Raw genomic sequence first — 14,370 nt, forward strand, 5'->3', positions numbered from 1 at the left:
CGCTCAGCCGGGCGTCCCCTCGGCCCGCGCCACGAGCGCCGCGGCGACGTCGCGTACCTTGCGGTTGGTGTCCTGGGACAGCTTTGACAGGATCGCGAACGCCTCGTCGGCCGAGCACCGCCGTTCGCCCATGATGATGCCCTTGGCCTGCTCGATGACCGCCCGGCTCTCCATCGCCGCGCGCATCTGCTCGGCCAGCGTCGCGGCGTTCTCGTACAGGTGGGCGTTGGCCACGGCCACGGCGGCGTACGCGGCGAAGGTCTTCGCCAGCTCCTGCGCGTCCCGGTCGAAGGCGCGCGTCGCCAGCCCGTAGACGTTGAGGGTGCCCACCACCGCCTCCTGGATGGGCAGCCCGATCGACAGGGAGCTGCCGACGCCGGCATCCCGGGCCCGGCCGGCCCAGACCGGCCACCGGTCCTCGTCGGCGGTGTCCGGCACGGAGATCGCGTCGCCGCTGACCGAGGCGTCCAGGCACGGGCCCCGGCCCTGCTCGTACTGGAACTCGTCGAGTTCGAGGGCGAGTTCGCCCGTGGTGGCCACACTCTGCGCGGTGGCGTCCCGCAACAGCGTCACGGAGACCTCGGCGGCGCCGGGGATGCTGCGCCGGGCCAGCCCGGCGACGGAGCGCAGCACCTCGTCGACGCCGGCCTCGTCGAGCCGGATCCGACCGAGCTCGGCCAGGGCGTCCTGCGGGGACAGCGGAGTCTGTGCCATGGAACGGGCCCTTCACGACGGGGCGTACCCCACGGGTGCGGCGGGCGTGTGCCGCGTCGGTCTTCGGTCGGACCGTCCCCGGACCGCGCGCGGCGGCCGCGTGCCCGGGGCCGCGGTGGCGGCCTCGCACCGGGGCGGCGTGGCACCTCGCACCCTACCCGCCGCGCCGAGGTCGCGTCGCCCGAGCCGGAGGCACCGGGAGGCGGTCGCCACCGTGACGTGTGGAAATCGGCCGACAGGGGTAGCGTCGGGCCCGGGTCGAGACACGCGCCCAGGACCGGCACCGCACCGCGGTGCCGTGAAGTCCGATCAATCCCGCAAGGGGGCGCGATGTCCACGGAACTGCCGTACGGTCCGAGCCGGCGCGCGGGCGGCGACGTCCCCGCGCCGGACGCGCCGGTGATGTCACTCGACTGGGAGCACGAGGGACCGCTGAGGGTGGTCTCGGTCCACGGTGAGGTGGACATGAGCAACGCGCACCTGCTCGTCGACCTCGTGGCGGAGCTCGCCCGCCGCCCCGCCCCCCGGGTCGTCCTGGACCTCTCCGGGGTCCGCTTCGTCGACCTGCACGCGGTACGCGCCCTCGTCGAGGCGGACCGCCTGCTGCGCGAGGCGGCGGGCGGCCTGGCGCTGCGACGACCGTCCCGCTGCGTCTCCCGCCTGCTGCACCTCACCGCGACGGCACACCTGTTCGGAGTGGACGAAGGTCCGGTCCCGGGCGACGCGCCGTCGGCCGGGCCGGCCGCCACCGGCGACCACGGCCCGCCGAGGCGAGCCATCGGCGCCCTGTCGACGCCCCACCCTGGGATGGGCGCCGGTCGACCGCCCCTGCCCCGCGGCCGGGAGGTGCCGGCCTGACCAGCGGCACAGAAACCTGAGCGCCGCGCCGCGCGCTCTCTGTCACCGCACCGGCGCTTTCGGTAGAGTCCCCGGTGCCGGCCCTCGGGGGCGGCTGAGGTCGGGGGTGCGGCGATGGGCGTGCGGAGCGGGCCGTTGGGGCCTCTCGCGCTGCGCCTCGGGCTCGTGCTCGGCGCCGCCGCCTGCGCCTGGATCGGTTACGAGGCGGGCGAGGCCCAGTCGGCGCGCGCCGCCGATGCGCTACCCGTCGTCACGGTGGATACGGTCGTCGGAGGCGTGACCGACCTGCTCCAGTCCACCCTCTCCCCGGTGGCGATCCTGCCCTCGGTCGGGGCCGACACCCCGGATCCCCCGCGCCCGCCCGGGTCCGTCGACGTGGGCGGCGGCACGGGCGGCACGACGCCGTCCCGGGCCGGGTCGTCCCCGACAACTGACACCCGCGAGGCGACGCCGGCACCGAAACGCCGGACGACCCCGCCCGCCGGCCGACCGACCCGAACCGTCCCGCCCCGCCTGGAGACGCCGGAGACCGTGGCCGCGCGCGCGAGCCGGCCGCCGCGGGACCGGGTGGCGACACCGCCGGCCAACGCCGTCGACCGGGTGGCCACCCCCGTCGTGGGCGCTCTGCCCGCCGTACTCGACCCGGTGGCCGGCCCCGTCCTCGGCGCCCTGCCCCCCGTGCTCGACCCGGTCGCCGGTCCCGTCCTCGGCGCCCTGCCCCCGGTGGTCGACCCGGTCGCCGGTCCCATCGTCGGCGCTCTGACCCCCGTGGTCGACCCGCTGCTGCGCAGCCTCCACCCGGTCCTCAGGCCGCTGGAGCCGGTGCTCCAGTCGCTGGAGCCCGCGCTCCAACCGCTGGAGCCCGTGCTTCGGCCGCTGGAGCCGGTGCTGGGGGCGCTGCGTCCGGCCGAGGCCGCCCCGCCCGCCGAGCGGGCACCCGGGACGGGTGGCACGGCCGAGCAGGCACCCGGGGTGACCGGCGCGGCCGGGCTACCATCCGCCGCGGCCGCCCCGCCGACACCATCCGCCGCGATGCCGCCCACCGGGCAACCCTGGACCGGCGCGGCCCTGGCCGGCCCGGCACAGACGAGCGCGGTCGCGTGGTCGCCGGCGGGAGCCGGCGCCGATCCGGTCCGCCACCCGCTCCGACCCGACGTCATCCCGCACCGCGGTGGGCCCGCCACCGACACCGGCGGCGTGGCGTCGGCCGGCGGTGTCCACCAGCCCGCCGGCGACGCCTCGACGGTCACCTGGACGCCGCCCGCCACCGGGCTGCGGCTCTGCCGGCCGGACGCTCCCAGTCCGCTGCCGTCCCGCTGTCCCCGGCCGGGGAGCAGACCCGCCTGACGGCGGTCCGCCGACGCGACGTGGGGGTCCACCTCGTCGTGGCGGCGCCGCCGTCGCGTCGGATCGGGTCCGACCCCGACGGCCGTCGCCACCGGAGTTCCCGCCGTCGCCCTCGGCCGCGCGTCCCTGTCGCCCACCGCTCCGGCGTCCGCCGGACTGACGGCCCTGCGCGGGCCCCGCTTCGTCGACCACACCGGCGCCTGGTGTCACCGGGCCACCGGCCGGTCGACCACGCCTGCCGTACCCGATCATGATCTTGATCAGGAGTCACACCATGAGCTACCCCATGCCCGTCGCCCGCGCCCGCTGGTGCGACGTCGGCCGGATCGTCGACCTTGTCACCGCGAGCCTCGCCCCCACCGTGGTCGGTGCCTGGCTGGTTCCCGACGAGCAGCGCAGGCCGCTCGTGCTGGCCGAGGTGGCCCGGATCTGGACCGAACACGCGCTGCTGGTCGGCGACGTGTTCCTGCTGCCCGCCGGCACGGCCGCCACCGTCTGGTTCCACCGCTACCGCCCCATCCCGTCGCCCGCCCGTTACGAGGAACGGCTCGCGCTGGCCTGCGGCGAGGACCACGAACGCTTCCTCCTCCTCGAACAGGCCCTGGCCGCGCACCGCCCCACCGAGGCGCACCACCACCTGGCGATCCTGGCGGTGCCGTCCGGCCCGGACCGTGCCGCGCGGGCCGACGCCGTCCTCGCCGGCAGCCAGCGGTGGATGGACACGCTCGGCCTGCCGACGTACGCGGAGACCTTCAGCGACGGCCACCGCGCCCTGCACGGTCGGCACGGGTACCTGGAGCGCGACAGCTTCCCCCTGCTGAACGGGATGCTGGTGCACCCGATGTGGCGTCCGGCGCCGCGGCCGGGGCGACGGGCCGCCAACGTCGCCCACTGGCCGACCGGGCGACCACCCCGACCCGAGCAGAACCGGGCGCGGGAGTGGGTCCCGAGGTGACCGGGCGCCACCGCACCGTCCCGGGCGCATCGATGAACCGGGGCGGCCCCGAGGCCGCCCCGGCCCCCCGTCGTCGTTCGGCGGACCCGCGGTGACCCTCGTCCAGGGGCGTTCATTGAGCCGGCGATGTCGCTCCGCGAGCGCCGTCGCGACATAGGCCCCACTGTCGTGACCTGGGCGCCCCGGCGACCACGGCGTTGGGCGGACCGGGCACCCGGCGCTGCCCGACCGCCCGTCCACCATGGCCCGCAACGAGTCCGGCGCGGGCTGGTGCCACACCTGAGCTCGGCCGCGCCTTCCAGCGGGCCCGGTGACGGTCAGTCGCGTACGCCGCCCGAGGCGAGCAGCCGAGCGATGGGCAGGGTCGCCGCGCCCAACGCCACCGCGTCCACCCCCAGCCGGCCGAGCTGGATCGACGCCTGCTCGTACGGCTGGCGCAGCGCCTGCCGGCCGGTGGCCGCCCGGATGGCCGGCAGCAGGTCGCCGAGGGCCATGGCGGCCCAGCCGCCGAGCACCACCCGCTCCGGATTGAACAGGTTGATCAGGTTGGCCACCCCGGCGCCGAGGTAGCCGGCGGTCTCGTCGAGCACCCGCCGGGCGGTGGCCGAGGTGGCCGCCGCGTCGACCAGCGCGGCGAGCTGGGACTCCTCGTCGTCGCCGGGCACCGGCCGGCCCCGGCGGGCCTCCCGGTAGCGGTCGATGATCGCCTCAGCCCCGACGTACGCCTCCAGGCAGCCCCGGGCGCCGCAGCGACAGGCCCGGCCGCCGTACATGAGGGTGGTGTGCCCCCACTCGCCGGCGCTGCTGGACGCCCCCCGGTAGGTGATCCCGTTGGTCACCACGGCCGCGCCGACGCCGGAGCCGACCAGCGCGAACACGGCGTGCCGGGCGCCCCGGCCGGCGCCGAACCACATCTCCGCCTGGCCGAGGGTCTTGGCCCCGTTGTCGAGGTGCAGCGGCAGGTCGGTCCCGTCGGCGATCAGCCGTTGCAGCGGAACGCGGTCCCAACCGAGGGCCTGGGCGTGCACCACCGCCTGGGCGCCCTGCTCGACCACCCCGGAGACGCCGATGCCGACGCCGAGCACGTCGGCCGCCGCGACGCCCGCGCGGGCGGTCACCGCGTCGATGCCGGCCAGCACGTGGCCGGCCACCTCGGCGGGCTCGGTGCGGGCCGGGTCCAGCGGGTACTCGCCGCTGGCCAGCAGCGTCATCGCCAGGTCGAACAGCTCGACCCGGACCCGGGTCTCCCCCACGTCGACGCCGATCACGGCGGCGAACCCCGGCGCGACCCGGAGCATCATGCTCGGCCGCCCCCCGTCGGACGAGGCCGCGCCCGCCTCCACCACCAGCCCCTCGTCGATCAGGTCACCGACGACGTTGCTCACCGCGGGCTGGCTCAGCCCGCTGCTGCGCACCAGGTCCTGCCGGGTCAGCGGGCCGTCGAGGAAGACCTTCGTCAGCAGGGTGGACCGGTTGCGCAGCCGGAGCCCCCGGTTCGTCGCTCGCACCAGCTCCACTTGCCACCTCGCATCCTCCTCGGCCGCCCGGGCGACTGTACGTCCCCATGCTTGGCGGCCCTTCGGACAACCACTTCAATGACGACATTAATTAGGCGTGATGTAACCCGTCGGGATCGACGGTCTCCGTTCGCTCCCCGCCCCACCGCCCGGGTCACCCCGAGGGGACGGTCGATGACCTGGAGCGGACCGCGTACCTGGAGGGACACCTGGCGGCCTGCGCGGCGGTGCGCGAGCGTGGCGTGCCGCTGGACGGCTACTTCGTCTGGTCCCTGCTGGACAACTTCGAGTGGGCCTACGGCTACGACAAGCGCTTCGGCCTGGTGCACGTCGACTACGCCACCCAGCGGCGCACGGTCAAGGCCAGCGGGCTGCGCTACGCCGAGCTGATCCGCGCCCACCAGCGGCTGGCCGGATCGACCGAGGCGGTCCCGGTCAGCGGCTGACCGGCCCCGGCCGCCCGCCGGGTCACCCGGCGGGCGGCCGGGCCGTCAGCGCAGCCCGGCGGCGATGGCGTCGACGAGCAGCGCGCCCAGGATCCGCGTCAGGGTGGCCCGCGCCGCCTCGACGTCCAGGCCCATCGCGTCGCGCAGCATCGACCAGGTCGACCAGGTGCTCGCCACGGTCAGCGCGTCGAGCAGCTGCTCACGTCCCGGCCCGGCGTGCGCCAGCTCCGGGCCGAAGACGGTCTCGATCTCGCCGCGTACCCGGGCGATGTTGCCCTCGCGGTTGCGGCGCAGCTGCGGCGAGAAGGGCTCGCGCAGCGCGGAGGCGCGGGCCGAGGGCGCCAGCACCTCCAGCATCCGGGCGCGCTGGACGCTGAACTCCCCGACCCGCCGGGTGAGCGGCAAGTCCGGCGAAATCGGTCGGACCATCGACTCCTGCCGCTCGCTGACCCGCCGGCCGGTCGCGGCGAACAGGGTCTCCATGTCCTTGAAGTTGGTCCACAAGGTACGCAGCGACACCCCCGCGCGTTCGGCGATGCGCTCCCCGGTGGGCCGCAGGTCCCCCTCGTCGATCAGCGCGAGGTGCGCGTCGACGATGGCGGTGCGGGTACGCTCGGCGCGCGCCGAGCGCCCGTCCACCCGTGCCGGCCCGTCGGCGTCCACGTCGATCATGTGATGGTCCCCTGTCGTCGGCGGCTACCGAGAAATCTGCACCGGCAGTGTATCGACATAGGGCAAGCGGGGTTCGGAGGGCTTCCGCTCCGCCGATCCGCGACCAGTTGGCTCGACAATGCGCACCCTACGTGCGACCTGTTGGCCACCGTGACCGGCGCGTGGTCGGCCAGGCCCGGCTGGCCGCGTTGGCCAACAACGAGACCGGGCCGCCACCCGTCGGGTGGCGGCCCGGGACCGAGCGCCGCAGCGCGGTGGCCGGCGGCGGTCGCGGATCAGCTCGTCGGGATCGCCTCCGCCGGCGGCGCGGCCGGCGCACCGGTCAGCTCGGTGACGGCGCCGTCACCGTCGTCGGTGGTGTAGGTCGGGCCGAAGTACGCCTGGACGCCGTTCTGCACCTTGTTCATCCGCACGCCGCTGTAGCCGGCGTGGACGTCCTTGCTGTAGCGGAACGGGGTCAGGCCCGGCCCGGTGAAGCCGCCCTTGCGCACCGCCTCGACCAGCTTCTCGCGGGTCAGGTCCTTGCCGGCCGCGAGCAGCGCCTGCACGAAGGTGTACGCCATCGAGTAGCCGTAGACGGCGTTGCCGTCGATCGGGTTGGCAGCGTTGTACTGCTGGTGGATCTTGGTGTACTCCTTGATCCACGGGTCGCTCGGGTCGTTCGCCATCGGCAGGTAGTTGTCGGCGATCATCCCCTCAAGGATCACCTTCTTGTCGCCGAGCTGGCCGGAGAGCGTGGTGTAGTCGGCGCCGACATTGGACACCACCCACTGCGCCCGGAACCCCTGCCCGGCGGCCTGGCCCATGGCCAGCGCGGTGAAGCCCGGGATGCTCGCCGAGATCACCACCTGGCAGCCGGCGGCCTTCAGCGCGCCGATCGCCGGGCCGACCTGCGGGTTGGTGGGGGTGTAGGTCTGCTTGGCGACCACCGGCCCGAGGATCTTCTCCACCCCGGCGAGGGAGTCGCGGCCGAAGTCGTCGTTCTGCCCGAAGTGGCACACCTTCTGGCCGGGGAACTGCTGCTTGACGAAGGTGGCGAGGATCTTGCCCTCGACGGTGTAGTCGGGCTGCCAGCCGAAGGTGGTCGGGTACTTCTCGGGCTGGTTCCAGTTGCGGCTGCCGGAGGAGACGAAGAGGTCGGGCACCTTCTGCGTCTTGACGAACTCCAGCACGTTGGTGTGGGTGGGGGTGCCGAGGCCGCCGAGGAGCGCGAAGACCTTGTCGTCGAGGACGAGCTTGCGGACGACGTTGTCGGTGTTCGCCGGGTTGTAGCCGTCGTCCATCACCTTGTAGACGATCTTCCGGCCGTTGACGCCGCCCTTGCTGTTGACGTGCTCGAAGTACGCCTTGGTGGCGGCGGAGATCTTCGAGTAGCCGGCCGCGGCGGGGCCGGTGAGTGGCTGGTGGGTGCCGATCACGACCTCGGTGTCGGTGACGCCCGGGACGTTCTCGGCCGCCTGCTGCTCGTCGTTGGCGCAGGCCGACGCGCCGACCAACAGCGCGAGGCCGGCTGTGGCCGCGAGTACGCGGCGTGTGGTGGGATGCATGGTTCTCCATTCCAGTGCAGGTGCGAAACGGGGTGGGGTGGAACCGGGAGAGTCAGGGGTGCGGGGTCCGGCGGCCCGGCCGGAGGCGTGCGGTGAGCCTGCGGGCGGCGCCCTGGAGGCCGCCCGGGGCCGCGAGCATGACGACGATGAGGATCAGACCGAACACGGCGAGGGCCAGGTTGCCCTCCAGTCGCTGGGCGAGGCCCGCGGGCAGGGTGAAGGTGTCGGTGACGAGGCTCGGCAGGTCCTGCAGGGCCACCAGCAGGACCGCTCCCCAGACCGCCCCGGCGAGGCTGCCCAGCCCACCGATCACGATGGCCATCAGCAGGAACAGCGACAGGTCGAGGGCGAACTTGCCGGGGGCCACGGTGGCGGTCAACATCGCGTACACGCCACCGCCCAGGCCGGCGCAGGCGGCGCTCACCACGAAGGCGAGCACCTGGTTGCGGGCGACGTGGATGCCGGCGAGCCGGGCGGCCACCTCGTCGTCGCGGACGGCGCGCAGGGACCGGCCGAACCGGCTGCGCACCAGGTTCGCCATGAGCAGCATGGTCAGCAGCGCGGCGAGCAGCGCGACCCAGGCCAGCCACCGTTCCGGCTGGAAGTACGACCCCAGGAACGCCGGCGGCGTCTCCGCCGGGAAGCGCAGCCCCTGCTCGCCGTTGAAGACGCCGGTGAAGATCGTGGCGATCGCCGGGACCAGGGTGGCGACGGTCAGGGTCACGCCGGCCAGGTACGGCCCGCGCAGCCGGGCGGCGGCCAGCCCGATGACCAGCCCGGCCGCCGCGGTCACCGCGACGGCGGCCAGCAGGGACAGCGGCAGGATCCACCGGCCCTGCACCGCGCGCGCCTCGAAGGCCCGCTGGACCAGCGCGACGGTGTACGCGCCGGTCGCCATCAGCGCCCCGTGCCCGAGCGAGAGCTGGCCGTTGAGCCCGACCAGGACGGTGTAGCCGGCGGTGACGCAGAGGAACGCGCAGACCCGGGCGACCTGGAGGTTCTGGTACGGCGGCAACTGGTTGGTCAGCAGCACGACCAGGGTGCCGGCGAGCACGGCCGGGACCAGGTGGCGCAGCAGCGTGGAGCCGCCCGCCGGGGCGGCGTCCGGCGCGCCGGGCAGCAGCCGGCGCAGCGGTGACGGCCGGCCGGGTGGCGGTTCGGCCGTGGACACGTCGGGCTGGGTGGTGGTCACACGTGCCTCGCTCTCGCGCTGGAGAAGAGCCCGCCGGGGCGGACCAGCAGGACCGCCAGCAGCAGGACGAGGACGGCCAGCGGCGTGGTGTCCGGGCCGAGGTAGCCGGTGACGTAGGACAGGATCAGGCCGACCAGCAGGCCGCCGACCACCGCCCCGGCGGGGCTGTCCAGGCCGCCGACGACGGCGGCGGTGAACGCGACGACGAAGACCAGGTCCATCGCGTGCGGGTGCAGCCCCAGCCCGGTGGGGATGACCAGCATGCCGGCGAGGGCGCCGACCGCGGCGGCCAGCGCCCAGCCGACCGTGAGCATCCGGTTGACGTTCACCCCGAGCAGCCGGGACACCTCGGGAGCGAAGGCGGAGGCCCGCATCCGCAGGCCAATCGGCGTACGGGTGAACAGCAGCGCGAGCAGCACCACGACCACCAGGACGGCGCCGAGGACCCACAGGTCGTACGGGGACAGTGCGGCGATCCCGCCGATCGACAGGGCGTCGGTGTCGAACGGCGCGGCCGCCGGCCGGTACTCGTTGCCGAAGACCATGCCGAGCACCGCCTGGATCAGCAGCACCAGGCCGAGGGCGACGATGACGTCGTTGAGCGGGTTGGCGTGACCGACGAAGCGCATCAGCACCCGCTCGACGAGCGCACCCATCGCCAGCCCGGCGAGGACGGCCGCGCCCAGGCCCAGCCAGTACGAACCGGTGGCGGAGGCGACGGCGTAGCCGACGTAGGCCGTCGCCACCGCCATCGCGCCCTGCGCGAAGTTGACCAGACGGGCCGCCCGCCAGATGAGCACCAGGGCGAGGGCGAACGCCGCGTAGACGGCGCCGGTGGACAGTCCGTCGAAGGTGAGGAACAAGAACCGGTCCAAGAACGGATCCTTCCTACGGGTGGGGTGGTCAGAACCCGAGGTACGCGTGACGTAGCGTCTCGTCGTCGCGAAGCTGCGCCGCCGGGGTGGCCATGACGACGCGGCCCAGGGACATGACGACGCCCTGGTCGGCGACGGAGAGGGCACTGCGCACGTTCTGCTCAACGAGCAGGACGGTCAACCCGGTGTCGTCGCAGAGCCGGCGCAGCAGCGCCATGATCTGCGCGGTGACCCGGGGTGCGAGGCCGAGCGACGGCTCGTCGAGCAGCAGCAGCCGGGGCCGGGCGATCAGCGCCCGACCGAGGGCGAGCATCTGCCGCTCCCCGCCGGAGAGCTGGTGCCCGGCGTGCCGTCGCCGCCGGGCCAGCGGCTCGAACAGCTCGTACACCTCGTCCTGGGCGCGCCGGGCGTCGGCGCGGTCGCGGCGCCACAGCCCGCCGAGGCGCAGGTTCTCCTCGACGGTCAGCTCGGCGACGATGCCGCGGCCCTCGGGCACGTGCGCCAGGCCGCGGTGCACCAGCGCCTCGACGCGGACGCCGCGCAGGTCCGCGCCGTCGAACCGGACCTGGCCGGTGGTGGGACGCAGCAGGCCGGACAGGGTACGCAGCAGGGTGGTCTTGCCGGCGCCGTTGGCGCCCAGGACGGCGGCGATGGTCCCGGTCGGCACCTCGAAGGTGACATCGCGCAGCACCGGCACCGGGCCGTAGCCGGAGCTGAGCCCGTCGACCGCCAGGATGGCGCTCACGGCGCGACCACCGGACCGGCGGCGGTGCCGGTGGCGCCGGCCGGGACGTCGGCGCCGAGGTACGCCTCGGTCACCAGCGGGTCGTCGCGGACCTGCTCCGGGGTGCCGGCGGCGATGACCTTGCCGAAGTCCAGCACCACGATCTCGTGGCAGACGGACATGACCAGGTCCATGTGGTGCTCGACGAGCATGATCGAGCAGGCGGCGTCGGCCCGGCCGGGCAGCCCGGTGATCAGCTCGGCCAGCTCGCCGATGTCCTCGGCGCCGAGCCCGCCGGCCGGCTCGTCGAGCAGCAGCAGGCGGGGTCGGGCGATCAGGGCGCGGGCGAGGGCGACCCGCTTGCGCACCGCGTACGGCAGGGTGCCGGGCGCGGCGGCGGCGTGCCGCCCGACGCCCAGCTCGGTGAGCAGGTCGAGGGCCTGTTCGCGCAGCCGCCGTTCGTCACGGTCGCTGCGGGGCAGGCCGAACAGGGCGGTGGTGAAGCCGGCCCGGGCGGCGTGGCTGGCGCCGGCCATGACGTTCTCGACGACGGTGAGGCCGGGGAAGAGTCCGACGCCCTGCAACGTGCGGGCGATGCCCAGGCGGGTGAGGCGGTGCGGACGCGGCCGGAACGGCCGGCCGTCGAGGGTCAGCGAGCCGCTGGTCGGCGGGACGAAGCCGCAGACCACGTTGAACAGGGTGGTCTTCCCGGCGCCGTTCGGGCCGATGACGCCGACGATCCGGCCGGGCGGCACCCGCAGGGAGACGCCGTCCAGCGCGACCAGTCCGCCGAACCGGACGCCGACCTCGCGCAGGACCAGGTCGGTGCCGTCGGCGGGAGTGTCGGTGGGTGGTGGGCTCATCTTCACCTTCTACGGGACGCGGCGACGGGGGAAAACGCGGTGCGACTCGGGCGAAGCATCAGGGGGTGGTTATTACACCGGGAGTGTACTTTTCGAGCGGAGACCGTCAATGACTTGTTACGACGCTGTGATGTGGACGGGTCTTACCAGGACAATGAGGGCGACCCGGGCCGCCATCGACCGGATTCGTGAGAGCTATTGCACTTCCTGTGCAGGCGTTTCCAGCAGGTCTTTCTTCAACTCGCGCTTGAGCAGCTTGCCGGTCGGGCCCTTCGGCAGTTCGGCCACGATGCGGACCTGCCGCGGGTACTTGTACGCGGCGAGCCGCTCCCGGCAGTACGCCACCAGGTCGTCGGGCGTCACCTCCGCGTCCGGCGTGACGCTGAGCACCGCCACCACCTCCTCCCCCAGCTTGGCGTCGGGGCGGCCGAGCACCGCCGCCTCGACGACCGCCGGGTGGGCGTACAGGACCTCCTCGACCTCCCGGGGGTAGACGTTGTAGCCACCCCGGATGATCATGTCCTTCTTGCGGTCGACGATGAACAGGTAGCCGTCTGAGTCGGCGTACGCCAGGTCTCCGGTGTGGAACCAGCCGCCACGGAACGCCTCGGCGGTCGCCTCGGGATTCTTGTAGTAGCCCTTCATCACGTTGTGGCCGCGGACGACGATCTCGCCGACGTGCTCGGGCCCGGGCGGCAGCGGCCGGTCCGCGTCGTCGACGATGCGCGTCTCCACGCCCCAGATCGGCTTGCCGATGGAGAGCACCTTGCGCTGCTCGGCGCTGATGTTGAACGTCGTCGTGCTGGCCGTCTCCGACAGCCCGTACCCCTCCAGGATCACCACGCCCGGGAACCGCTCCTCGAAGGACCGGATCACCTCGCCGGGGATCGCCGCCCCACCGGAGACGCCGACCCGCAGCGAGGAGAGGTCCCGACCGGTGAGGTCGGCCTGCAACAGGGCGAAGTACATGGTGGGTACGCCGGAGAAGATCGTGCACCGGTGCCGCTCGATGGCGTCGACCACCGGCCCCACCTCGAAGCGCGGCACGAGCACGATGGTGCCGCCGTAGCGCACGGCCACGTTGAGCACGCTGGAGAGGCCGAAGACGTGGAACAGCGGCAGGACGGCCAGGCCGATGTCGTCGTCGCGGAAGCCGAACAGCTCGCCGCCGACGGTGCAGTTCATGTAGAGCTGGAAGTGGGTCAGCTCGGCGCCCTTGGGCCGACCGGTGGTGCCGCTGGTGTAGAGCAGCACGGCCGTGTCGTCGGCGGCCGTCGGCGCGATCTCGCCGGTGTCCTCGGCCGCGTACAGCTCGTCGAAGTGCCGGGTGCCGTCGGGCCGCCGGTCGCTGCCCGGCAGGTTGACCACGTACGTCGTCACGCCGTCGACCTCGGCGGCCCCCTTGGCCGCCTCCTGCGCGAACAGCTCGAAGGTGATGAGGACCTTGGTGTCGGAGTCCGCCAGGTGGTACGCGACCTCACCGGCGCGCAGCAGCGGGTTGAGCGGCACCATGACCAGGCCCGCCTTGAGGACGGCGAAGTAGGCGAAGAGGAACTGCGGCACGTTCGGCAGCTGCACCGCCACCTTGTCGCCCCGGCGCAGGCCCAGCCCGAGCAGGCCGGCGGCGACCCGCCCGGAGATCTCGTCCACCTGGCGATAGCTGAAGGTCAGGTGGTCGAGGTGGCAGAGCGGCTTGTCGGGATGCGCCCGGCGGGGCTCCCGGAGGATGGTCGCGAGGTTGAAGCTCATCGGTGCTCCTCCTGTACGGCGAGTCGCGGGACATCGAGCAACGTGACAGCCGGTCTACGCCCTCCGCCCTCGGGCGTCAAGGCATGACGAGGCCGCCGTCGACCGGCACGGTCACCCCGGTCACGTACGACGAGGCGTCGCTGGCGAGCCAGATCAGCGTGGCGGCGAGCTCCTCGTGCTCGCCGAGCCGCCCGGCCGGGGCGAGCGCCTTGACCATCTCGAAGGTGCCCGGCTCGAGCTGGTCGCTCATCTCCGAGGCGAAGAAGCCGGGGGCGATGCAGTTGACCCGGATGCCCTTGCGGCCGGTCCACTGTGCCGCCAGGTCGCGGGTCAGGCCGATGACACCGGCCTTGCTGGCGGCGTACGCGGCCTGCGGAATGCCGCCCGGGCGCAGGCCGATGACGCTGGAGATGTTGACGATGGCGCCGCCGCCGGTCGCCGCCCGGGCGAACGCCTGTGCCATCCAGTAGCTGCCCATCAGGTTGACGTCGACGACCGAGCGGAACTGCTCCGGGGACTCCCGGGAGGCGGGCACGGCGGTGCCGACCCCGGCGTTGTTGACCAGCACGTCCACCCGACCGAACTGCTCGATGGCGGTGGCGACCAGCGCCTGGCAGTCCTCGGGCCGGCTGACGTCGGTGGCGCGGGCCGCGTACCGCCGGCCGGCCGCCTCGACCAGCTTGCCCGTCTCCGGCAGGCGCTCGACGCGGCGGGCGCCGAGCACGACGTCGGCACCGGCCTCGGCGAGCGCGCGGGCGAACGACACCCCCAGGCCGGAGGAGGCGCCGGTGACGACGGCGACCTTCCCGTCGAGGCGGAACCGGTCCATCACGCTCACCCTGGGGCTCCTCACGGTCACGGTGCTCTGGACGCCATACCGACCAGCCGGTATGTTCGGCGTCCGGCGACGG

At 73.9% G+C, this 14,370-nt stretch carries 13 protein-coding genes and 1 pseudogene; 4 read left to right on the forward strand and 10 right to left on the reverse strand.

Annotated features, from left to right (window positions below; translation table 11 throughout):
• Positions 1-3: 3 nt before the first annotated feature.
• Positions 4-714 (reverse strand): GAF and ANTAR domain-containing protein, encoded by a 711-nt coding sequence (locus tag ACTMTB_RS26480; protein WP_441148914.1) that lies wholly within the window; start codon positions 712-714, stop codon positions 4-6.
• Positions 715-1,044: 330 nt separating this feature from the next.
• On the opposite strand from ACTMTB_RS26480, the gene ACTMTB_RS26485 reads away from it, so the two are divergent.
• The 3 genes from ACTMTB_RS26485 (at position 1,045) to ACTMTB_RS26495 (ending at position 3,874) form a co-directional block, all read left to right on the forward strand.
• Positions 1,045-1,572 (forward strand): STAS domain-containing protein, encoded by a 528-nt coding sequence (locus ACTMTB_RS26485; RefSeq protein WP_441148915.1) that lies wholly within the window; start codon positions 1,045-1,047, stop codon positions 1,570-1,572.
• Positions 1,573-1,686: 114 nt separating this feature from the next.
• Positions 1,687-2,919, forward strand: a complete 1,233-nt coding sequence (locus ACTMTB_RS26490) for a hypothetical protein (RefSeq protein ID WP_441148916.1) — start codon at positions 1,687-1,689, stop codon at positions 2,917-2,919.
• A 274-nt stretch (positions 2,920-3,193) separates the two neighbouring features.
• Complete coding sequence (locus tag ACTMTB_RS26495; protein WP_441148917.1) at positions 3,194-3,874, forward strand: hypothetical protein; 681 nt, start codon at positions 3,194-3,196, stop codon at positions 3,872-3,874.
• Positions 3,875-4,191: 317 nt separating this feature from the next.
• Here the strand turns inward: ACTMTB_RS26495 and ACTMTB_RS26500 are convergent, their stop codons facing one another.
• Positions 4,192-5,391, reverse strand: coding sequence for an ROK family transcriptional regulator (locus ACTMTB_RS26500; protein WP_441148918.1), 1,200 nt, complete (start codon positions 5,389-5,391; stop codon positions 4,192-4,194).
• Positions 5,392-5,552: 161 nt separating this feature from the next.
• Here ACTMTB_RS26500 and ACTMTB_RS26505 point away from each other — a divergent pair.
• Positions 5,553-5,837, forward strand: a pseudogene (locus ACTMTB_RS26505) (family 1 glycosylhydrolase); the annotation flags it as partial.
• A 45-nt stretch (positions 5,838-5,882) separates the two neighbouring features.
• Here ACTMTB_RS26505 and ACTMTB_RS26510 read toward each other — a convergent pair.
• The 8 genes from ACTMTB_RS26510 to ACTMTB_RS26545 form a co-directional block, all read right to left on the reverse strand.
• Complete coding sequence (locus ACTMTB_RS26510) at positions 5,883-6,509, reverse strand: TetR/AcrR family transcriptional regulator (protein WP_441148919.1); 627 nt, start codon at positions 6,507-6,509, stop codon at positions 5,883-5,885.
• Positions 6,510-6,784: 275 nt separating this feature from the next.
• Positions 6,785-8,056: an ABC transporter substrate-binding protein gene (locus ACTMTB_RS26515; protein WP_441148920.1), complete on the reverse strand. Its 1,272-nt coding sequence runs from the start codon at positions 8,054-8,056 to the stop codon at positions 6,785-6,787.
• A 52-nt stretch (positions 8,057-8,108) separates the two neighbouring features.
• Complete coding sequence (locus ACTMTB_RS26520) at positions 8,109-9,248, reverse strand: branched-chain amino acid ABC transporter permease (protein ID WP_441148921.1); 1,140 nt, start codon at positions 9,246-9,248, stop codon at positions 8,109-8,111.
• Entirely contained in the window at positions 9,245-10,123 is an 879-nt protein-coding gene (locus ACTMTB_RS26525; RefSeq protein ID WP_357616097.1) for a branched-chain amino acid ABC transporter permease, read from the reverse strand. The genes ACTMTB_RS26520 and ACTMTB_RS26525 overlap by 4 nt, the downstream gene beginning before the upstream one ends.
• A gap of 28 nt (positions 10,124-10,151) precedes the next feature.
• Entirely contained in the window at positions 10,152-10,868 is a 717-nt protein-coding gene (locus ACTMTB_RS26530; RefSeq protein WP_441148922.1) for an ABC transporter ATP-binding protein, read from the reverse strand.
• Positions 10,865-11,710 (reverse strand): ABC transporter ATP-binding protein, encoded by an 846-nt coding sequence (locus ACTMTB_RS26535; protein WP_441148923.1) that lies wholly within the window; start codon positions 11,708-11,710, stop codon positions 10,865-10,867. The genes ACTMTB_RS26530 and ACTMTB_RS26535 overlap by 4 nt, the downstream gene beginning before the upstream one ends.
• A 195-nt stretch (positions 11,711-11,905) precedes the next feature.
• Positions 11,906-13,459, reverse strand: a complete 1,554-nt coding sequence (locus ACTMTB_RS26540; RefSeq protein WP_441148924.1) for a long-chain-fatty-acid--CoA ligase — start codon at positions 13,457-13,459, stop codon at positions 11,906-11,908.
• Between the two features lie 76 nt (positions 13,460-13,535).
• Positions 13,536-14,288: an SDR family NAD(P)-dependent oxidoreductase gene (locus ACTMTB_RS26545; protein ID WP_441148989.1), complete on the reverse strand. Its 753-nt coding sequence runs from the start codon at positions 14,286-14,288 to the stop codon at positions 13,536-13,538.
• Positions 14,289-14,370: the final 82 nt, after the last annotated feature.

The organism is Micromonospora sp. L32 (assembly GCF_052068055.1).
GTDB classification, from domain to species: Bacteria; Actinomycetota; Actinomycetes; order Mycobacteriales; family Micromonosporaceae; genus Micromonospora; species Micromonospora purpureochromogenes.

What these genes read in the sequence shown, in the direction of transcription:
- ACTMTB_RS26535 (WP_441148923.1), bottom strand. Translation starts at nt 11,710, where the DNA reads ATGAGCCCACCACCCACCGACACTCCCGCCGACGGCACCGACCTGGTC.
- ACTMTB_RS26510 (WP_441148919.1), bottom strand. Translation starts at nt 6,509, where the DNA reads ATGATCGACGTGGACGCCGACGGGCCGGCACGGGTGGACGGGCGCTCG.
- ACTMTB_RS26490 (WP_441148916.1), top strand. Translation starts at nt 1,687, where the DNA reads ATGGGCGTGCGGAGCGGGCCGTTGGGGCCTCTCGCGCTGCGCCTCGGG.
- ACTMTB_RS26480 (WP_441148914.1), bottom strand. Translation starts at nt 714, where the DNA reads ATGGCACAGACTCCGCTGTCCCCGCAGGACGCCCTGGCCGAGCTCGGT.
- ACTMTB_RS26545 (WP_441148989.1), bottom strand. Translation starts at nt 14,288, where the DNA reads ATGGACCGGTTCCGCCTCGACGGGAAGGTCGCCGTCGTCACCGGCGCC.
- ACTMTB_RS26485 (WP_441148915.1), top strand. Translation starts at nt 1,045, where the DNA reads ATGTCCACGGAACTGCCGTACGGTCCGAGCCGGCGCGCGGGCGGCGAC.
- ACTMTB_RS26515 (WP_441148920.1), bottom strand. Translation starts at nt 8,056, where the DNA reads ATGCATCCCACCACACGCCGCGTACTCGCGGCCACAGCCGGCCTCGCG.
- ACTMTB_RS26540 (WP_441148924.1), bottom strand. Translation starts at nt 13,459, where the DNA reads ATGAGCTTCAACCTCGCGACCATCCTCCGGGAGCCCCGCCGGGCGCAT.
- ACTMTB_RS26495 (WP_441148917.1), top strand. Translation starts at nt 3,194, where the DNA reads ATGAGCTACCCCATGCCCGTCGCCCGCGCCCGCTGGTGCGACGTCGGC.